Raw genomic sequence first — 17,438 nt, forward strand, 5'->3', positions numbered from 1 at the left:
CAAGAAAATACGCAAAAATGCGAAAGCTAGAATGATGAACCGATTGGAAACCGCCAAATGAGCGAAGCAATAGTCAATGACGACGTGGACATGGACGGCCTTGACGCCGCTGAAGACGGAAGCGGTGAGTCTCTATTGGTCAAGCCATGGGATCCCAAAAAGATCAGGATCACCACGAAATCTTTCACTCTGCGTGAGATAGTTGACCAGATCAAAGATGGCGATATCGACCTTTCTCCAGATTTTCAGAGAGAATATGTCTGGAAATCGAGACAGCGAACACGTCTTATCGAGTCCGTTTTACTTGGGATTCCACTGCCGGCATTCTATTTCAACCAGAGCGAAACCGGTGTTTATCAGGTTGTCGACGGCGTCCAACGGCTTTCAACGATCAATCTGTATATGAACGATGGTTTTGAATTGTCTGGTTCTGATCTTGAGTATCTGTCAGAACTGAAGGGCCTTTCATTTGGCAAGCTTGATCAAGTGTTGGTTCGTCGTTTCAAGAGCGCGCAGATCGTCGTTCATATCATTGAACCACAGACGCCCGATGAAGTGAAATATGACATATTCAACCGGGTAAACACCCTAGGTAGCCCGCTTTCTGCACAGGAAATACGGCATGCAATGAGTGGCATGAGATCGCGATCTTTCCTAATGGAGCTGGCAGAAGACAACAGTTTTGATCAAGCGACGGAAAATCAATACTGGCGCAGGTCGGATGGTGGCGGGGCAGTTCGCGACAGTCGGCGGATGGCGAACCGTGAACTTGCGCTTCGATTTTGCGCATTCCGATCGTGCTCGATCGACGAATATCGGCAATTTTCAAGCCTAGACTCGTTCTTGATGGATTTCACAAAACGCATCGACGGGACGTCCGAAAGCACCAAGATCTCGGACGATCAGCTAGGTGCGCTTAAGGACGAATTCACCAACGCGATGAAAGCTGCCTTTGAAATTCTTGGAGAATTTGCTTTCCGCAGAATTCAGCCGGACTCTGAACGCAGAGGGCCTATCAATCGCGCAGTTTTCGAGGCTCAAGCAAATGCCCTAGCCGACCACCCTGTCGAACTTTTGCGAAAGCACAAAAAAGTGGTGCAGGAGGCTTTGCGATTGGTGTTTGACGATCCAGAGTATACTAGATCGGTTACCGTCAGCACAGGTTCAGCTAGTCGCGTTGCGTATAGACTTGAACAGACCAAAAGAGCTCTCACGGAGGCCCTTCCATGATTTCCAGCGCACGGATCGAGGGTTTCAAACGCATTACAGATCAACAGTTTGATTTCGCACCTTTGACTGTACTAACCGGCCTGAATGGCTCAGGGAAAACTTCGTTGATCCAAGCTCTGCTCCTGACACATGAAGCTAGCGTTGGCCATGGAGGAACTGTCCGGCTTAATGGACCACATGGGATGGAACTAGGCAGCGCCGAAGACGCTTTAAATTGGGACTGCGGCGATGACGGGATCAAAATTCAACTTCTAGACAGTAGTGAGTCCTCGAAGAACTGGAATTTTGGGGCCTCAGCAGAAGACTCAATGTTCCTGAATGTCATAAATCGGCCAGATGTTGCTCCGGTCGCATTTTCCGGTACTCCGCGGTCCTTCACGTACTTGTCGGCAGAACGCCTAGGACCAAGAACTTCTGCCGAAACATCTTCGCTACCGGACAACGAAATCGAAGTTGGCAGAACCGGGCAGTATTGTGCCCATGTATTGCACGAACTGGGTAACGGCTTACTAGAAAAAAAGGACCGGACCCATCCTTCAAGCGAAGGAGGTACTCGACAGCTCCTCAAGTACGAAGTTGAGCACTGGTTAAGTGAGATTGCTCGACCGATTGAAATTAGTGGCGAACGTTTGCCCAGGTCGACCGTTGCAGAACTTAGGTTCCGCGTACCAGGATATACATGGGTGCGTTCGACAAATATGGGATTTGGGCTGACCTATGCTTTGCCCATAATCCTAGCAGGCCTCATTGCTGAAACGGGGGGAATGCTTATCGTCGAGAATCCGGAAGCACATCTTCATCCCGCAGGGCAATCTAGAATTGGGGTATTTCTTGCCTGGTTGGCTGGCAAAGGTGTTCAGTGCGTCGTCGAAACTCATTCAGATCACGTGCTGAACGGCATTCGAAGAGGCGTAGCAGAGTTTCATCATTTGAAGCACGACTACGTCGTGGTTCATTGGTTTGATGATTCTGGCATGGATGAGGGAAGCTTGAATCTTGAAACGCTGCGTATCGGGGCTGATGGTAGCATATCTGGTTGGCCCAAAGGTTTTTTTGATCAATATCAAATAGATGTCGCTTCCTTAGGCAAGATCAGACGCTCGAGGAAGTAGCCAATGTCATTCGTAGTAAACGGAGCAGAGTGGTGTTTCGATGGGATGGATCCCGCTGATGTAGGTCGGGCTTTCGAGAAGGTCTTGCAGTTCGTTGGAACTTCCGTCGAACGCAGCGAAGCTGTGCAAATTGGTGACGATTTTCAAAGTCGACACATGCTTGGCACGCTATCGTTATGGGAGCTTTGCTCAGCCGAAACCGGCCTTGGCTTGTCAGGCGATCTGCAACAAGAATTGGCTGCTTGGCTTGGACGTGCTGAATATTACGCTGATTCAGACGAATGGCCCGAAGGAGCAGAGGACTCGCAGATTTCTATCGGAACGGACGCACCTTTTGAAAACGCTGATGTCGCATGGGTCCATCACAGCATCCGCGCGGGCATTCCGGCGGCGTGTCTTACGTTGGGCGAAGCTTTCATTGGAAATGTGTCTAGCTCAGAAGGGACTTTAGATGTTCATTTCGTTTGTGATGATAGCAGCCGAAAGAACTTTTGGCGGGATGCGATCGTTCTTAAAGGGGACAGTCACTTGAGTTTGACTGAATTCGCAGCTCGAGCCTATCCCAATCTATACTTTGCTGGAGGAACTCTCCAAGATGTCACTAATTTATCAGGAGGCTACAATGCTGCGAGGGAAAGGGTACAAAACACCTTTCAGATTTTAGACGATTTCGGGCATTGGATTTTCACGTTCCCGCCACCTGCAGTGACCCCAGATGAAAGCGGTACAGTGAGTGTAGGCGAAAACCCGACCAATCAATTGATAGAAAGCCGGTTTGGTGGCTTTGGTCTATCGGCAGCACCTGAAAAACCAAACGTCTATGCTGTTCGCGCATGCCGTGAAGCTAGAGAGACCATACTTAATGGTCGCAGAATTTACTGTGAGTGGCACATCAAACTGGAGGCCCACCGCAATCGTATTCATCTACATCCCCCCATACACGAAAGTGGCGATAAAGTAGTTGTGGGAATGATTCATGAGCACCTCCCTCTGCCCTGACTAAACTGATGCCAGCACAGGTGGTGTTTCTGGCAGCTTCTTCAGATATTCAGAAAGTGGGTCATCAGTTCGTAGGCACCATCAAACTAGCACTCTGGTGCCCTTACTCGATATCTAATCAATGCTCAGCCTCTGGCGTGACCAATTCGACATGACTAACACCAAGCGCCTGTGACAGTTCGTATAGCGTGATCACAGTAGGATTACGCCTACCTTGCTCAAGGCCGCTTAAATACTGCTGACTGAAGCCTGACCGCTCTTCAATCTGCTCCTGCGTGAGGCCTTTTTCCCGCCGCAGCCGACCAAAATTTTTTCCAACCAGTTTGCGCATATCCATGCGTCAGACCATTGGAAATTACATACTATAATGTTATCAACTATAATATGTATTTTGCGAATTGAGGGCCCGATGAAAACCATTGCGATATTCGCCAACAAGGGTGGCTCTGGCAGGACCATTGCCACGATGGCACTTGCCTCTGGCTTTCTAGCGCAGGGCAAGCGGGTCGCCGTGATGGATTGCACCGATCAAGCGGGGACCAACCCCAAAGGCCGCCATCCCTCAACTTTGCAGAACTGGATGATACAAATGGCAGCCTGCAAATTCCGCCCGCCACAACTGGAGCTGATCGAATGTCAGACCCGAGATGAGGTGGAAGATCGTAGTGCCGCCGCCGAAGCACGGGGTTTCGATTTACTATTAATCGACACGTCCGCCCGCCTCTATGAGCCGCAACTTGCAGCACTTGGCCTCGCCAACTTAGTCATCGCGCCCGCCATCAGTCCGTTTGAGGCCAAATGCATTGTCGAAGGTATCAGCGAATACCTCGGCACGCCCGAAGACCTGATGTGCCTGGTCAACGGCTGTCGAAACGGCACGCTCGAAGCGGAAGAGACTCGTAAGGCGTTCGGCTACCATCCCGTATTCCAGTCAGAGCTACCGTGGGCAGAAGCGCTATCGGATCAAATCCTCAACGGCGACATTGACCACTTCGTCTCGTCGCTGGCCTGTAAGCCAGACAAACCCGGTTTCGCCCGTTTTCGCGATGCACAGGCCGCGTGGGTGGCAGTTCAGCGCCTTACATTCGAGGCCGAATGGGCTTTGAGGGGTCAGCGTCTCGAACCCTTCGTCGGCGAACAATCCGTCTACGCATACAAAAGAAAGGCCGTCGCATGATCCGTACATCGCTGACACTCGGTTTCGTTTTAACGTCTCTGGCGATTCCAGCTTTCGCAGAGAATGAACTCACGCCACTCCCTGCACCAGAGGCCCGTCCGTACCCCTATGAAATCCTCGGCCTGCAACCCGGCGACCCACTGGACGACATCCTCGCCGTCTATGCAGAACGCAGCGACGCTGCCCCAACAAGCGAGAGTGAAGTTCTGCGGGTGCAGTCGCCGGATGGGGCGGTCTTTGAGTTCACCTATCAACAATTCAGCCGCATTGGCGATGTCGGCGTCCATGGCCGTCTGGCAAACGCTGAGCAAGATCAGGTGACAGCCACGCTGTCGTCCGATGTCATGGAACAGCGTCCCATGGCGATCCATCGCAGCATGCGTCAGCCAAGTGAGACTTTGCCCGAACCGCTAGAGCTAAAAGCCCAAATCGAAGGGCTTTATGGTCCTCCGTCCCGCGTCGAGATTGACGGGCGGACCATGACGCTGACTTATGCCTGGAGCACTGAGGGCTTCATCCCCGACCTCGACGCCTTCGGCACCCTCAAACACGAGGAAACGGATACCTTCGGTGGGCGAGAACGCACCACCATCAGCGAGTATGAGCTCTGCGGCAATGCACGGCACTACCGCAATGATGTGTCCTATCGCTTCGAATACCCACGCGATGAAGAGATCAAAACGGGCTGCCTTGCAACCTTCACCGTGACCTATCGCGGTGAGCCCGGCAGTACACTGATCGGCTTCTCGTTGGTGGATTACGAGCTCGGCCGTCAGCACATGGCAGAGCTGGATCGCCAGATTGTCGAAGCCCTAGCGGGCGAGGAGGTCGAAGCCTCGGACATGGATCTGTGAACAATGGATAGCCAGACAGCACAGAACCCGCTATGAGGCGCGGATGATCATGAAGCGCGTAGATATCACCCAACCCTAGCGCCCCCATTTACGGCGGGCGGCTTCGCGCTGTTCGCCATGATGATGATCATCATCTCTGCCTGCATCCGTCGCCGTCCGCGCCACTATCGCACGACGGAGACAAGACATGACCAACTGGTACACAGCTGACCCGCATTTCGGGCATGAGAACGTCATCAAGTTCTGCAAGCGCCCCTTCCGGTCGGCCAATCACATGGACGCGGTTCTGATGCAGAACCTCTGGGCTATGGTTGGTTCCAAGGACGCGCTCTGGATCATTGGCGACTTCGCGCATGGGCCGAAAGCCAAGGACACCAACTGGCTGACAAAGCTCTTCGACAAACTCCCCGGTGCAGAGAAGCACCTTATTGTGGGCAACCACGATCTGGAACTGACACAGGCGCTGTCGTGGACCAGTGTCAAGCATTTGGCTGAGGTCCGTGACGGTCCCCAGAAGCAAGCACACACGCTTTGCCACTACCCCATGATCACCTGGAATCACGCACGTCGCGATGCACTCCAGATCTTCGGTCACGTCCACAACAACTGGAAAGGCTCGCGCAACAGCGTCAACGCAGGCGTCGATGTTTGGGACTTCATGCCGGTCCGCTTCGAGGACATCGCACGCCGCGCCAAGACGCTGCCTGTGAACAAGCATTGGACCGACGTTGAGCACAACGCAAAGGAGATTTGAGATGTCACGTTCTACCGCAAAGCACCCATCTGCGGGATGACCACCAAAGGCAGCGATCAGCCGTTCAAGAAAGCGGCAAACAAGCATTCGCGGCGCGCTCTAAGTGTCCATCGTAAGAGAGTATTGTCCGCGTAGAGGAGCGATTTCTACAGCTTAGTGAAACTTTCGAATTTGGGCAGCGCCGGGAACATGGATTTTCGTGAGTCCTTGTTTGCATCCAGCGTAGTTAAGATGAAGTAAGTTTTCGAGGGCTTCGTCAGTCTATTTGTTGAAGACTTGATCCCGTCGCAAGCCGCCGTTGCAATCGAAGGTTTGGTTATTGGTTCGAACCCGCAGAAGATCGAAGTCTTTAGCGAAAGCTAATACAGCACTACGGGCAAACTCCAAGCCGCAAGAAGCTTGAGGCTCTGGTCGTTAGAACTCAACGGACAAGGTTATCGATCAAGTACATTCTTCAACGCCAATTTGGGGTCTTCATTTCATCGAGGCGATCGGCAGGGGTGACGGGTAGCGACTTGATTTCGGTGTCGACAGGTGGGTGCCTTGTAGGTGACCGGCCTAAGGCGTCCACGAGCAAGTGGGTGACTAAGTACAAATATGTTGCTTCTGGTTCACAGGCAGGTATCGTTTCGAACACATCTAGGTTCATCATTTAGCTGTACTTTATCGAATTAGTACCGGCATGGAAGGAAGAAAAATTGACCAAATCCCTAAAGCTAAGCGACCTAGTTTCCAAATACAGCAATGATCCTTTCGATGATGACGATGATCTAGAGGCCTTTGATGCTTTGAAAGGGATTTTGGCAAGTGGAGGAGATGGAAACATACTAGCGGACTCCGAAGGCAGCGAAGACAGTGAGTCAACGGAAGATAGCGAAACTACTGAATCCAGTGAAGACTCCGAGAACAGTGAGAGTACTGAGAGCAGCGAAAATAGCGAAGCAAAAGAAAGCACACTTCTAGATGAGCGATTTGAAATGCCCCCAGATCTCATAATCACTACTCCTGATGATCTACTGAATCTACGCCCATCAGAGTTTATCAAGAAAGTTAAAATTCGGTCCAATGACTAGCGCAGACAACGAGCAGTTTTCGCCGCTTAAATTACGCCCTTCCAAGAACGAAATGGCAAGCGCGAGTGCTACGGAAGACGACATTAAAGAATTTGCCGAACGCCTTGAGGAACTGGTTAAGCATGCCAAGTCAATCAGCCCTTTTTATCGTTAGCCCAAAACGGGAGGAATATCGAACACACCTAGGCGATCAGCTCTATGCGCCAGATATTCTGAAAGATCGAGTGTGCTTGAGCGCTCCACGTTCTAAAACAGACGAAAATCCGCTAGATGGATACACAAGCGTCTTGATGGACCCTTTGCTAAGCGCAGAGGACTTCAATTCCCTGGAGGATGTTGCTTCTTTCCGAGCAATAATCGACACAACATCAGCAGAGTTTCCGATAGAGAGTGACTTGATCCTGAAGAATGCACCGGAAGTTGAAAAGTACATAAGATCTTGGTTTGTGGCTTCTTCCGGCTCATTGATAGCCGGCGAACTAAGCAGGAATAGCTTTACGTCCACGTCAGACTCCAAGTCTGACATCGCTGACGATGAATTGGCTTCACGGCTGTTTTCTTTGCAGTTCAGCTCTCTATCGATAAATGCGGCCAAGACAGCTACAGATATCGCGATCAGTCACTTGTCCACATTTCTTCCGGGCAAAATCGATGGCGGTTAAACCTCGCATTCTCGCTGTAGGTAGCGCACTAGATCCAACATTTGTGCACTTTTGTGTTTCAGCAACATGGTTCGGTGCGGAAATCCAAATTGTTGACGCTGCTTACCGTTCGGTTCTGCACAAGACGGATACTGTTGATGAAACCGTCGAACTAGTAGGGACCACCATGGAGAATGAATATGCGTGTTTTCTCAGACCCAAGACAGTGGGCTCAGACTTTGAAACCACACAAAGCTCGCAGACCATATACAAACAAGTGTCTAGCTTCTTCACTTCAAGCGCTGAACGAACCATCATCAATTCGTTGGAAGCTGGGTCGTCAAATTTCTGCAAGTTACAGCATACTTCAGTTCATCTCGACCTGTGTCACAGTTTCGAAATTCAGTCACCTGAGACGATACTCTCTAACTGCCCTGATCGTGTTCGAGAGTTCAGCGCCCGTCATATACATGGCGTCATTCTGAAAGGAGCTTCCAATCAAAAATCAGAGGCTGTTCTTTTTGATGCTTCAATTGTCCCAAACAATCTGCTTCCCACTCCAATACTCTTGCAAGAATACATCGAAGGTTACGATGTACGCGTCCATCAAGTGGGACATCAATCTATCGGCGAACGCATTAGATCGGACGACGTGGATTACCGTTTCTCAAAGAGAAACTCCTACGAGCTATTCAGCCCACCGCCCAAAATTTGTGAGTTCTGCTTTGATGCGATCGAACAGAACGGACTTCTCTTCGGTGGAATCGACTTCAAAGTAAGGGACGGAAAGTACTACTTTTTGGAGGTAAACTCACTTCCTGACTACCGCGGCTACGATAAACGAAGCAACTTTCTCATCACACGAGAGATAGTGGATCTTTTTGTCCGCAATGCTGCAGCCTAGTTTCTACTGACGCGCCGCTCTGAAAATGGGTGGATTGCCGCCTGCCTAGCATACTTCATGCCTATGAAGATATAATCATAGCTAAGAAAACCTACAAAGTTGGCCGCAGCGCCAGGAACTGGTCGCTTCACTACCATCAAGAAAGCGCAGACGAAGAAGTCTACGCATGTGGTTGAGACGATCAAACGTAAATAATGTCGTGTTGGGCAGTCATCTATTTGACTGCCCGATGCAACCACAGCCTTCAAATTTTCGGTCCCGCCGAATACGATCTATCGATCTTTGATTGGTCACTTTTTCCCTCTATAGCAATGAGCTTCTGTGACTGCTTCCTCAGCCAGCTTTCAAGAGCTGTTGAAGCGCGCTCTGTTGCTTTTCCAAGCTTTGCAAACGCTTTTCCAATACGGTCGCGAACCGTTCGAATTCTCTCTGTAAGTTCGCCAATTCGTTCGGTGAAGCGCCCGCGCTCTTCAAACCAGTCTCGAAGGTCGCGTTCAGATCCTCGACAGCGCGTAACAATGCCGCCTCGAAGGGTGTCAATTGATGATGTGACATAGTTCACCTCGTTGCCGGGGTTTCGATACAGACTTCGCCGCCGCTCAGATTGGGCATGGGACAATCGGCGAGTTCGACGCCGCGCGGCAGGTTCACCACTCGGCCCAAGCCGCCAAGGCCACGCGTAACGCGCGTCCCTTCGAGACCGAATGTCGCCAGCCCCTGTGCTTCTATTGCTGATGGTCTCTCCGGAAAGGTCAGCTGCACGGCCATCAAGAGAACCCAGAAGGTCAGAAAGACCCCGGCTAGATACGTTGGCAGCATCGTCTTCCACGTCACCGTGCGCCATTCCTTCCGGCTCTCCTCCAACGCCGCTGTCGCGTCCCGAATGGTGCTGGCATGAGCTTCGATCTGATGGGACGTCCGGTTGTTTATCGAGCTGCTTAGTTTTTCGAGGTCGCGCATATCGGTCTCGAGTTTTCGAAGCGCGGCGTTCAACGCTTGCGACAAACGCTGTTCGAAGTCGTTCAACATCTGCTGGGTCTGCTCTTCGGTGGCGTGGCTTTGCGTCTCCACCTTCGCTTGCAGGTTTTGCAGCAAAGTATTCATCTGCGTTCCAGGTTTCATGGAAAATTCTATCCTCCAGTCGAAAGGTGTTTTGGCTGTCCGAGGTTCCAGCAATACGCATGGTGATCCGGGTGTCGCGGCGGCGCTGCGTGCCGCCTTCCGCTTCTTCGGCATCGGCCCTACGGCGCTTCTCAAGCTGTTTCTCGGTCAAAGGTTTGAATTCGAGGCCATCCAGTTCGCTCAGAACGGCGCGAATATCTGCGTGATTTCGGACTTCGCCAGCCTCGATCTTCTGGAGCATGAAAGTCTGAATGGTCTCCTTGATGCTCTTCCGGTCGTCTAGATCGAAAACGGGTTTGATCATCCGTTTTCTCTCCGGCTCTTCGGGGCTGACCCAGCCTTCGCGGGCGTTCCAGTAATCACGAAAGATGTTGAAAAACCGTTCCGATCCTGGTGGTGCAGCGTTGAATGAACGGTTGGCATAGAGCTCGACTCGCGGAATCAGGAAATGCAACTCAACGTTGCCCATGTGCTGATGGCGGACCCAGAGGGCATTCACTTGGTCCGCCTCAAGGCCAGCAAAGGCAGCCCGTTCGAAATCTGCTATCACCGCCGCCTGTAGTTCCTCGGAGGGATCGTCATCTGCATGGAACGCCACGACGCCGGATGTGTACCGCCATTTGCGGGTATTGCTGTCGATAAGGTGACAGGTCAGATCGGGATCGCCGGCCAGTATTTCAGGGGGTACATCTCGTCGCACGGTCTCACCAGCGATGCGCTTACGGTCCTTGGTGTATGCCGCGACCTCCTTGGCCAGGAGATACTCGACCGCCGCCCGGCCAGAGCCGTCGCCATGCGTAAAGAAGCGAACCATCATCTGGAATGCCCCGCCACAATCTCGGCAAGTTCGCGGTCCAAGGCCATCAACAATGTGTAGACGGCGATCAAATCGATGCGCCGCCCAGCCTTGCGGTCTGTGTGCATGGCTCGTGCGATTTGGTTGAGATTGTTGCCCGCGCGTCCGACCGCTGCCAGCAACTCAGGATCGACCACCGGTGGTCTCGCCCGACGCTGCATCGGCTCAACGGAAAGAACATGACGGGCATAGTCGGAAAGCGATCGTTCTTGATCGCGAGCTTTGTGCGTCCAGTTGGCGTGTTCTGCCTCTGAGCAGCGCACGCGTAGAACCAGTCTACGAACCAAGCGTGGTTTAGGTTCTCGCTTACTCATGGCAGCCACTTGACGCGCCCCGCGCGTGGGTTTGGGGTGAAGGGGAAAGGGCTTGCCCATTCCCTTCCAAGGTGCGGTTGGCGTAGCCACACGCGTAACCTTGCTCTCTCTCCTCTTGAGACAATCGAAGGCAGTTCATAAATTCCCCCGTGACCGGATCAGGGCGTCCGTCAGTTCACCCATGAGGCTATTGAGAACGGCCAGGTCTCTCTCCACTTTTCGGGTCATCTGCGTGAAAGCCGCGGCTGCGTTATCAACGCCAAACGCGTCATCTCTTTGAGAATTCCGGTCAGCGACGATTAAGCAGAGTGCTGTTTTATTCTCGCCAATGCGGACGCACATTTCTTCCCAGATTCGACGGGAGATACCCAATTTGTAAGCGCGATCATGCGTCGCTCGATTGATCGATTGCCAGTCTGGTGGTCCGTGCAGTGCATACAAGTCGATGTACCCACGCAACTCTGAAGTGGCCAAGAGTCGTGCGTGAGCAGGGCTGGTATTAAACTGTTCGCCACCACGCATCTGCGGTGCCGTACGGGTTTTATTTTTCTTTTCTTTCTTCGTAATGAGTCGGACATTTTCGTCTGACCCGTCGGTCATCTCTGGCTGACTGACCTTCGCAGAAAAATCAGCAAGTACCGCCGCCAGCGCATCCGCAACCAGTCGCATTTCTTTGATGTCATTTAGTTCTCCAGGCCGACGACGTGGCAAAATGCTTGTCGCCGCGTCGTTGGCTTCACCGTTCTCTAGCTCTCTGATCTGGCGAAAGAGATCTTGAATGTGCTCGCGCAGCCGTTTGTGATCTTCGTCAGCTTGCATTTGACGACCCACAAGTGATCGGACGTACTCTGCTTTTTCAATGAGGGGGGCGAGGTTGATTCCGGCCGCTCTCTTGATCACACCATCAACGCGATCACCAGAGCGGTTCTTCCGTTCCGGATAGGTGCGCTTAATCAAACCCGCGTCAACAAGTTCAGCCTCAATCCTATTTATCTGGCGCTTCGATAGTCTGAAGAGCGTTGCGAGCCGTTCCAGTGAATGCCAGATGGCGCATATTCTGCCGTTCTGGAAGTCGGACGGCTGGCAGTTCTCAATCGCAAATACGAGGTATTCGACAGCACCTTTGGAAAGGCCAAGCGCGATCCTTGCTTGCCGCAGAAGCAGTTTCAGTCGGTAGGGTGTGATATCTGAAGGAAGGCCTTCATGAACTAGCCGGACGCTCATAACGCACCACACGGTAGCGTCCTGCCAACTGGATTGTCAGTTGATTTTGCACCGCTCTTTCGAGTAAGGTCTCTAAGAAAGCTGGAGGCTTTTGCTATAGATTTGATCCCGGTTTCGGTTGCCGCCGAGCCGGGATTTTTCTGTTTATGGGAACTCCAAAAAGTCTTGTACGGCTGATCGGGCTGTAGACGTTTTGTAGCGATGTTCTTTGCCTGTTCGCAGACAAAAGCCGCAAAATCCTGCATAATCTTGCACAGAGCACTTTGTGATTGTCCGTAAGTATTTGTATTTATTGGCAGGTTTGGTGACCCCGGCAGGATTCGAACCTGCAACCTGCCCCTTAGGAGGGGGCTGCTCTATCCAGTTGAGCCACGGGGCCAGCTGTTGTTTTATGGGGTATGCGTTGGGTTGGCTACAAGCCCCAACTTCAAAGGCTTTGCGGAGATCGGACGATAGCGATCGTTCAGCGTTTTTAGTCGCGCATTCCCATCTCATCGCCCGCTCCGATCGTCAAACGCCCCGATACAGAACGCGTACATATGCTGTACATTTCCTGTACATACACATCAGCTGGTCACGTGACATTGCCCGCAAAAACCCGCATGCTCTGCCGTAAAGAAAAAACAGGAGCAGACATGTATCATCGCCGATTTGTCATGGCCGGTCTCACCGCCCTGATCGCAGGCTGCGGAGGCCGCAACGAAACCTCCTCCCGCGCCAGCAATGACATCCCGCTTTATCCTAACGAAACGCCCGAGCTGCGCCGCTTGATCAACAAATATGCGGAGGTCCATGATATCCCGGTCACATTGCTGCACCGAGTGATTATCCGCGAAAGCACCCATAACCCGGCAGCGCGTAATGGCCCCTATTACGGCCTGATGCAAATCCTGCCCGAGACCGCGCGCACCATGGGCTATCGCGGATCGCCTGACGGGCTTTTGGATGCAGAAACCAATCTGATCTATGCCGGCCGATATCTGCGGGGCGCTTGGCTTGTCTCGGATGGGGATGAGGCAACTGCCGTCAGCTGGTATGCGCGCGGATATTACTACGAGGCGAAGCGGCGCGGGATGCTGGTTGAGACTGGGCTACGCGCGGGCTAGCCGCAGACCCCATACATTTGCGGAGCAGAGCTGATGCCAGAGACCAAAAGCCACCCGGACAATATGAAAACTGTTGGTGACATCTTTCAGGCCGGACAAAGGCCGTGGCAATGGGGCCTGCGAGGTGATGAGCCGCTCTGGGACGAGCTGGTAAGCAAGCTAAGCGGCGTTCCATGCCCTGCAAAGCTAAGCGCCTTTGTGACGATCATTGAACAAGCCTTCGAAGAATCTGTTGGCCAAACAATTGAGACCTGCGGCAATGTCTATATCGAAAGGTTTAATTTGGGCGGTGTGGTCTGCGGCCCGTTTTGGCGCGAACGCGGCATCCCTGGGTTAGTTCAAAAATTTACATCAACACGGGGCGACAAATATGTCCCCGATGACCGGCACCCGCGCTGGGTATTCAATTTCGATTGGGAACGCGCCGAAAGACTGCATAACCCGCCAGAAGCGCCAGACGCATACATCATCGGTGAGGGGGACACCCAATTGCGTGTGACGATCACGCAAGGCCTGCCGGAAATACGTATTTCGCAGGATGATCAGGAAATCATTCTATCGCAGGATGGCCCGCCCCCAGCACGGCTGGTCGAGGCGCTTTATGCGGCCATCAGACGTGCGACGCCATACTCTCATTTTGGCTATCCGGACATGACGAAATTCGGATGGCAGCCAAAAGAGTAGAAGCTGCACATTGTTGATAGGCGACTGAACGTTGCATGGCCGGACAAACCGGCCTTTCAATCCAAACCAGCGAATGTCGGGTTCGTGTGGCAAGCGACCGAGGCGAGATGTGCCTGTTGGCCGGAGCAGACGTTCGCTGCTTCGGCCAACAGATAGATTAGCTTTAGATATACCCGGCGCTCATGCGTTCTTTGGGCAGGGAAATCCAGTGCGCCGCTCAGATCCGCTGAAATCCCAAAAGGCGTGATGGTATATTTTTACGCCTTTTGCATCATGCCCTAAACAGATGCCGCAGCAACGTAGCTGCGAACAGAACCAAGAAAATCACGAAGAGGATCTGAGCGATCCCTGCGGTCGCTGAAGCGATGCCGCCAAATCCCAAAACACCTGCGATGACTGCGACGATAAAAAATGTAAGAGCCCATCCGAGCATAATTTTTCTCCTTCGATTTCGTTTAGCTTGTTTCGATTTCCGTGCAGGATTTGAGCACCTGTGCGCCGTCATCTTGCTCGATCAAGAAGGCGGGCTGGTCTGAAGATGCGTTTCGTGTAACCTCTGCACCTTGAAGGCTGCGCGTCACATCGTCTGTGAACTTTTCCACAACCTTTCCTTTCGCGGTCCCAGAACCCCAGTTCCAGGTCACCGCATCGCCGACGTGAAACGTCATTCTGACGCCTCAACCGGGTCGGTAACGCTGATCGTGCCGGCGTCTTCGCTGATCTCTTCGGTCGCGGCTGGAACAACGAAAATACCAATGCCGACTGCAACCAGCACAGCTGCAAATCCCCACAACGGCCCGTAGTGGCGCTTTTGTTGTTTGTCGATATTTGTATCTGGTGCGGACATTTTATCTCCTTTCGTTCGGTCAACAGGATGGATTTGATTTGGTTCCGAAAAATCCGCCTTAGTCGGCAATCAGGTCATCGGCCCCATGGCCTGCTGCGCGGCGATGCAACCCGGCTGGTTGGTAAGGGCGCGCCAATCGCGCGTGCGGGCAGGTTGGTCGAGCAATGGGCCCACCCTGGACAAAAATGCTATGTTCGCGGCCATCGCCACTGTCCTTCACGCCGCTATCCGAATGCGTGCGCAGGGCCTTTAAGATCTTGCTCGAATACGGTGCATGCGTTTCGACCGAAAGCTTGTCCATTCCAGAAAGGCGGCAGGACGCGCGGTGAGTATGGCAACTGCTTCGGCATCGCTCATCATTGGGTAAATGGCGATCAGCCCATCAGTTGCAGGGTTGGATATCTTGCTCTCAAACATGGATTTCTCCTGTCTTTTCGGGTGTTAGATGATGGCCGGCGCTGCAAGGTCACGGCGGTTCAGCGCCCATGTGCGGTAGGCAAATGCGATGATCCCAAGCGCTGCGAGCGCAGCAGAAGGCCAATGCGCGGCGCTAAAGTTCGCGGCGATCACGCCGATCAGTGCCCAGACGATGGCAGCCGGATAGGTGTAAAGCGCCGGGCGCAGAGCCTGGATGCCCAGACCAACCATCAGCACCAGTGACAAGGCGATCAGGGCAGCAGTCTGCCCACCAAGGATGCCATATCCGCTCAGATCGACCGCAACCGCGACGCCTGATGCGGCGGTGAGCCAGCCAGCATAAAGACCAATCGGGCCAGACAGCGTCCAGGGATCATGTGTACCCGAGCGCAGCATCGCATAGATGGCCGCGATCGCCATGATCAGGATCATACCGGTCGCGACCAGTGGTGCAGCATTGGCGGCCGCAATCCAAAACACGCCGATACCAAGGCTGAGGGCAAGCGTCGGCCGCGCGACCTGCCAATACTCCCAATTCGCCCGGCGCCAGACGCCAAAGGCTGCGCTGATGATCAGCCAAGCATAAATCACACCCCAGATGGAAAACGCCCACCCTGCGGGCTGTGCAGGCCAGTGGTCAAGTTGGACAGGGAATTGATCTTTGGTGAAGCCACCGAAGCCATCCGTCAGAAATGGCGACGCGGCGAATGCGATGGTGAGGACAAGAATGCCCTGAGCCCAGATTTGTCTATTCACATCAATCTCCTATTCGTTCGAAGGTGTTGAAACAGGAACAGATGGGTCACGATTCCGTTCCCGAAAAAATCGACCTTAGGAAAGCCCGGGGAACACCGCTTTCGCGCCGCTTGCCACCATCTCAACTGCGATGGCCAGCAGGATCATCCCCATCAAACGGGTCATGATCACGCGCATTGTGTCGCTGAGGATTTTGCCGAAGAAGGCGGCGAAATAGAAGACGAGCCCAAGCAACAGAATGATCCCCGCGACAACGCCACCGACCAAAAGCACATCGCTTTGACCCGTGTAAATGATGATCGTCGCAATTGTTCCCGGACCAACGATGATCGGAAAGGCAAGCGGGTAGAAGGCTAGCTGCGTCAGCTCTTGCATGTGGTTCTTTTCATCGTCCGTCCCATGGTGGGACGCGATGGATTGTCCGCTCAACATCTGCCAAGCGATATGGGCCAAAACGATGCCTCCAGCTATCCGGAATTGATCGATGGTGATCCCAAAGAAGCTGATGATCTGCTGCCCCGCAACAAGGATCACGCCGGACATCAATAAGCAGGCCAGCGCCACACGGATGGCCAGCTTGCGTTGTTCGCTGACCTTGAAATCGCTGGTCAGCGCTAGAAAGATCGGTAGGTTCACAAACGGGTTCATGATCGCGAAAAACGCGCCAAAAGCAGAGACAAGCTCAGAATTCATGTTGCACCTATTGATTTGACTGGGATTGGCTTAGCGACTGCAAGCCTTTGGTTAGGAAAGGGAATTTCAATGCCCGTTACGAGTTTCTCGCCGGTGTCTTTGAAGGCTAAGCCAATGGCTACAGCGCCTGGGCCCAGTGTCGTCAGAATGCCGCCAATCCAAACCGCTACGGACGTGATGGGCGACAACGCGTCGATCAGGAAGGCACGCAGCTTAAAACACATAGCAGATCGGGAAATATGCCATGCCGAAGAGCGCGACGCGGCCCAGACAAGAGCCAACATCACCACAGCTGCAATGGCCATTGGCAGCTTGTCCCAGAAGATTTGGCTCAGGGAGACAACTTGGTTTTGATTGTAATCAATCATTGAAAAAAGGGGCTACGGCGGGCCTCAGAAGTCAGCTAAGGACACAGATGCCCGCCGTAGAAATTAGGCGCGATTTACGCGGCCAGCCATTCGTTAATTTCTTCTTTGGCTTGCTCTTTCGATTTGCCGTATTTCTCTTGGATTTTGCCGGCCAGTTTGTCGGCATCACCTTCGATTTCCATCAGATCATCGTCGGTCAGCTCGCCCCATTTGGATTTTGCATCGCCTTTGAGTTGGCTCCACTGGCCTTTGAGTTGCTCGATATTCATTTTCGAACTCCTTTCATCTGGTTGCTTCTGTTTAACCA

At 52.8% G+C, this 17,438-nt stretch carries 23 protein-coding genes and 1 tRNA gene; 11 read left to right on the top strand and 13 right to left on the bottom strand.

Features of this window, described 5'->3' with window-relative positions; genetic code table 11:
* The first annotated feature begins 57 nt into the window (after window positions 1-57).
* From AABB29_RS18930 to AABB29_RS18940, 3 genes are read left to right on the top strand one after another with little or no spacing between them, the layout of a single operon-like run.
* The gene (locus tag AABB29_RS18930) at window positions 58-1,230 is read left to right on the top strand and encodes a DUF262 domain-containing protein (RefSeq protein ID WP_341365436.1); all 1,173 of its coding nucleotides are present in this window, start codon (window positions 58-60) and stop codon (window positions 1,228-1,230) included.
* The gene (locus AABB29_RS18935) at window positions 1,227-2,342 is read left to right on the top strand and encodes a DUF3696 domain-containing protein (protein ID WP_341365435.1); all 1,116 of its coding nucleotides are present in this window, start codon (window positions 1,227-1,229) and stop codon (window positions 2,340-2,342) included. The genes AABB29_RS18930 and AABB29_RS18935 overlap by 4 nt, the downstream gene beginning before the upstream one ends.
* 3 nt (window positions 2,343-2,345) lie before the next feature.
* Window positions 2,346-3,341, top strand: coding sequence for a hypothetical protein (locus tag AABB29_RS18940; RefSeq protein ID WP_341365434.1), 996 nt, complete (start codon window positions 2,346-2,348; stop codon window positions 3,339-3,341).
* A 118-nt stretch (window positions 3,342-3,459) separates the two neighbouring features.
* On the opposite strand, the gene AABB29_RS18945 is transcribed toward AABB29_RS18940, so the two are convergent.
* Window positions 3,460-3,678: a helix-turn-helix transcriptional regulator gene (locus AABB29_RS18945; protein ID WP_341365433.1), complete on the bottom strand. Its 219-nt coding sequence runs from the start codon at window positions 3,676-3,678 to the stop codon at window positions 3,460-3,462.
* Window positions 3,679-3,750: 72 nt separating this feature from the next.
* Between AABB29_RS18945 and AABB29_RS18950 the strand changes: the two genes are divergently transcribed.
* The 6 genes from AABB29_RS18950 to AABB29_RS18975 all read left to right on the top strand — a co-directional run bounded on the left by AABB29_RS18950 (window position 3,751) and on the right by AABB29_RS18975 (window position 8,744).
* Window positions 3,751-4,518 (top strand): ParA family protein, encoded by a 768-nt coding sequence (locus tag AABB29_RS18950; RefSeq protein WP_341365432.1) that lies wholly within the window; start codon window positions 3,751-3,753, stop codon window positions 4,516-4,518.
* Window positions 4,515-5,372 (top strand): hypothetical protein, encoded by an 858-nt coding sequence (locus tag AABB29_RS18955; RefSeq protein ID WP_341365431.1) that lies wholly within the window; start codon window positions 4,515-4,517, stop codon window positions 5,370-5,372. Before AABB29_RS18950 ends, AABB29_RS18955 begins: the two co-directional genes overlap by 4 nt.
* A gap of 187 nt (window positions 5,373-5,559) precedes the next feature.
* On the top strand, window positions 5,560-6,126 hold the full coding sequence (locus tag AABB29_RS18960; RefSeq protein ID WP_341365430.1) for a metallophosphoesterase: 567 nt from the start codon (window positions 5,560-5,562) through the stop codon (window positions 6,124-6,126).
* A gap of 698 nt (window positions 6,127-6,824) precedes the next feature.
* Complete coding sequence (locus AABB29_RS18965; protein WP_341365429.1) at window positions 6,825-7,199, top strand: hypothetical protein; 375 nt, start codon at window positions 6,825-6,827, stop codon at window positions 7,197-7,199.
* Between the two features lie 122 nt (window positions 7,200-7,321).
* The gene (locus tag AABB29_RS18970; RefSeq protein WP_341365428.1) at window positions 7,322-7,861 is read left to right on the top strand and encodes a hypothetical protein; all 540 of its coding nucleotides are present in this window, start codon (window positions 7,322-7,324) and stop codon (window positions 7,859-7,861) included.
* Window positions 7,851-8,744, top strand: coding sequence for a hypothetical protein (locus AABB29_RS18975; RefSeq protein WP_341365427.1), 894 nt, complete (start codon window positions 7,851-7,853; stop codon window positions 8,742-8,744). The genes AABB29_RS18970 and AABB29_RS18975 overlap by 11 nt, the downstream gene beginning before the upstream one ends.
* Window positions 8,745-8,988: 244 nt before the next feature.
* On the opposite strand, the gene AABB29_RS18980 is transcribed toward AABB29_RS18975, so the two are convergent.
* From AABB29_RS18980 to AABB29_RS18995, 4 genes are all read right to left on the bottom strand, one after another.
* Window positions 8,989-10,683, bottom strand: a complete 1,695-nt coding sequence (locus AABB29_RS18980; RefSeq protein WP_341365426.1) for a relaxase/mobilization nuclease domain-containing protein — start codon at window positions 10,681-10,683, stop codon at window positions 8,989-8,991.
* A complete protein-coding gene (gene mobC, locus AABB29_RS18985) occupies window positions 10,680-11,096 on the bottom strand; it encodes a plasmid mobilization relaxosome protein MobC (protein ID WP_373636686.1) in 417 nt (138 codons plus the stop codon). The genes AABB29_RS18980 and mobC overlap by 4 nt, the downstream gene beginning before the upstream one ends.
* 75 nt (window positions 11,097-11,171) lie before the next feature.
* On the bottom strand, window positions 11,172-12,260 hold the full coding sequence (locus tag AABB29_RS18990; protein ID WP_341365424.1) for a helix-turn-helix domain-containing protein: 1,089 nt from the start codon (window positions 12,258-12,260) through the stop codon (window positions 11,172-11,174).
* Window positions 12,261-12,562: 302 nt separating this feature from the next.
* Window positions 12,563-12,639: transfer RNA gene (locus AABB29_RS18995), tRNA-Arg, on the bottom strand.
* 256 nt (window positions 12,640-12,895) lie between these two features.
* Between AABB29_RS18995 and AABB29_RS19000 the strand changes: the two genes are divergently transcribed.
* The gene (locus AABB29_RS19000) at window positions 12,896-13,366 is read left to right on the top strand and encodes a lytic transglycosylase domain-containing protein (protein ID WP_341365423.1); all 471 of its coding nucleotides are present in this window, start codon (window positions 12,896-12,898) and stop codon (window positions 13,364-13,366) included.
* A gap of 33 nt (window positions 13,367-13,399) precedes the next feature.
* Window positions 13,400-14,050 (top strand): hypothetical protein, encoded by a 651-nt coding sequence (locus AABB29_RS19005; protein WP_341365422.1) that lies wholly within the window; start codon window positions 13,400-13,402, stop codon window positions 14,048-14,050.
* A 271-nt stretch (window positions 14,051-14,321) separates the two neighbouring features.
* On the opposite strand, the gene AABB29_RS19010 is transcribed toward AABB29_RS19005, so the two are convergent.
* From AABB29_RS19010 to AABB29_RS19045, 8 genes are all read right to left on the bottom strand, one after another.
* Window positions 14,322-14,483, bottom strand: coding sequence for a DUF1328 domain-containing protein (locus AABB29_RS19010; protein ID WP_341365421.1), 162 nt, complete (start codon window positions 14,481-14,483; stop codon window positions 14,322-14,324).
* Between the two features lie 22 nt (window positions 14,484-14,505).
* A complete protein-coding gene (locus AABB29_RS19015; protein WP_341365420.1) occupies window positions 14,506-14,718 on the bottom strand; it encodes a DUF2945 domain-containing protein in 213 nt (70 codons plus the stop codon).
* Window positions 14,715-14,897 carry a hypothetical protein gene (locus AABB29_RS19020; protein WP_341365419.1) on the bottom strand — a complete coding sequence of 61 codons (183 nt, stop codon included), beginning with the start codon at window positions 14,895-14,897 and terminating at the stop codon, window positions 14,715-14,717. Before AABB29_RS19020 ends, AABB29_RS19015 begins: the two co-directional genes overlap by 4 nt.
* Window positions 14,898-15,146: 249 nt before the next feature.
* The gene (locus AABB29_RS19025) at window positions 15,147-15,314 is read right to left on the bottom strand and encodes a hypothetical protein (protein WP_341365417.1); all 168 of its coding nucleotides are present in this window, start codon (window positions 15,312-15,314) and stop codon (window positions 15,147-15,149) included.
* A 24-nt stretch (window positions 15,315-15,338) separates the two neighbouring features.
* The gene (locus AABB29_RS19030; RefSeq protein WP_341365416.1) at window positions 15,339-16,070 is read right to left on the bottom strand and encodes a hypothetical protein; all 732 of its coding nucleotides are present in this window, start codon (window positions 16,068-16,070) and stop codon (window positions 15,339-15,341) included.
* A gap of 75 nt (window positions 16,071-16,145) precedes the next feature.
* Entirely contained in the window at window positions 16,146-16,763 is a 618-nt protein-coding gene (locus AABB29_RS19035) for a MarC family protein (protein WP_341365415.1), read from the bottom strand.
* On the bottom strand, window positions 16,760-17,131 hold the full coding sequence (locus AABB29_RS19040) for a hypothetical protein (protein ID WP_341365414.1): 372 nt from the start codon (window positions 17,129-17,131) through the stop codon (window positions 16,760-16,762). Before AABB29_RS19040 ends, AABB29_RS19035 begins: the two co-directional genes overlap by 4 nt.
* Window positions 17,132-17,205: 74 nt before the next feature.
* Entirely contained in the window at window positions 17,206-17,400 is a 195-nt protein-coding gene (locus AABB29_RS19045; RefSeq protein ID WP_341365413.1) for a CsbD family protein, read from the bottom strand.
* Window positions 17,401-17,438 lie beyond the last annotated feature (38 nt).

The organism is Yoonia sp. BS5-3 (genome assembly GCF_038069655.2).
GTDB lineage: Bacteria > Pseudomonadota > Alphaproteobacteria > Rhodobacterales > Rhodobacteraceae > Yoonia > Yoonia phaeophyticola.

Coding starts and splice junctions, on each gene's coding strand:
- AABB29_RS18980 (WP_341365426.1), bottom strand. CDS start 10,683: ATGATGGTTCGCTTCTTTACGCATGGCGACGGCTCTGGCCGGGCGGCG.
- mobC (WP_373636686.1), bottom strand. CDS start 11,096: ATGGGCAAGCCCTTTCCCCTTCACCCCAAACCCACGCGCGGGGCGCGT.
- AABB29_RS19045 (WP_341365413.1), bottom strand. CDS start 17,400: ATGAATATCGAGCAACTCAAAGGCCAGTGGAGCCAACTCAAAGGCGAT.
- AABB29_RS19035 (WP_341365415.1), bottom strand. CDS start 16,763: ATGAATTCTGAGCTTGTCTCTGCTTTTGGCGCGTTTTTCGCGATCATG.
- AABB29_RS18960 (WP_341365430.1), top strand. CDS start 5,560: ATGACCAACTGGTACACAGCTGACCCGCATTTCGGGCATGAGAACGTC.
- AABB29_RS19015 (WP_341365420.1), bottom strand. CDS start 14,718: ATGACGTTTCACGTCGGCGATGCGGTGACCTGGAACTGGGGTTCTGGG.
- AABB29_RS19010 (WP_341365421.1), bottom strand. CDS start 14,483: ATGCTCGGATGGGCTCTTACATTTTTTATCGTCGCAGTCATCGCAGGT.
- AABB29_RS18930 (WP_341365436.1), top strand. CDS start 58: ATGAGCGAAGCAATAGTCAATGACGACGTGGACATGGACGGCCTTGAC.
- AABB29_RS19005 (WP_341365422.1), top strand. CDS start 13,400: ATGCCAGAGACCAAAAGCCACCCGGACAATATGAAAACTGTTGGTGAC.
- AABB29_RS18940 (WP_341365434.1), top strand. CDS start 2,346: ATGTCATTCGTAGTAAACGGAGCAGAGTGGTGTTTCGATGGGATGGAT.
- AABB29_RS19040 (WP_341365414.1), bottom strand. CDS start 17,131: ATGATTGATTACAATCAAAACCAAGTTGTCTCCCTGAGCCAAATCTTC.
- AABB29_RS18935 (WP_341365435.1), top strand. CDS start 1,227: ATGATTTCCAGCGCACGGATCGAGGGTTTCAAACGCATTACAGATCAA.
- AABB29_RS19020 (WP_341365419.1), bottom strand. CDS start 14,897: ATGTCCGCACCAGATACAAATATCGACAAACAACAAAAGCGCCACTAC.
- AABB29_RS19025 (WP_341365417.1), bottom strand. CDS start 15,314: ATGTTTGAGAGCAAGATATCCAACCCTGCAACTGATGGGCTGATCGCC.
- AABB29_RS18955 (WP_341365431.1), top strand. CDS start 4,515: ATGATCCGTACATCGCTGACACTCGGTTTCGTTTTAACGTCTCTGGCG.
- AABB29_RS18975 (WP_341365427.1), top strand. CDS start 7,851: ATGGCGGTTAAACCTCGCATTCTCGCTGTAGGTAGCGCACTAGATCCA.
- AABB29_RS18970 (WP_341365428.1), top strand. CDS start 7,322: ATGCCAAGTCAATCAGCCCTTTTTATCGTTAGCCCAAAACGGGAGGAA.
- AABB29_RS18945 (WP_341365433.1), bottom strand. CDS start 3,678: ATGGATATGCGCAAACTGGTTGGAAAAAATTTTGGTCGGCTGCGGCGG.
- AABB29_RS19000 (WP_341365423.1), top strand. CDS start 12,896: ATGTATCATCGCCGATTTGTCATGGCCGGTCTCACCGCCCTGATCGCA.
- AABB29_RS18990 (WP_341365424.1), bottom strand. CDS start 12,260: ATGAGCGTCCGGCTAGTTCATGAAGGCCTTCCTTCAGATATCACACCC.
- AABB29_RS18950 (WP_341365432.1), top strand. CDS start 3,751: ATGAAAACCATTGCGATATTCGCCAACAAGGGTGGCTCTGGCAGGACC.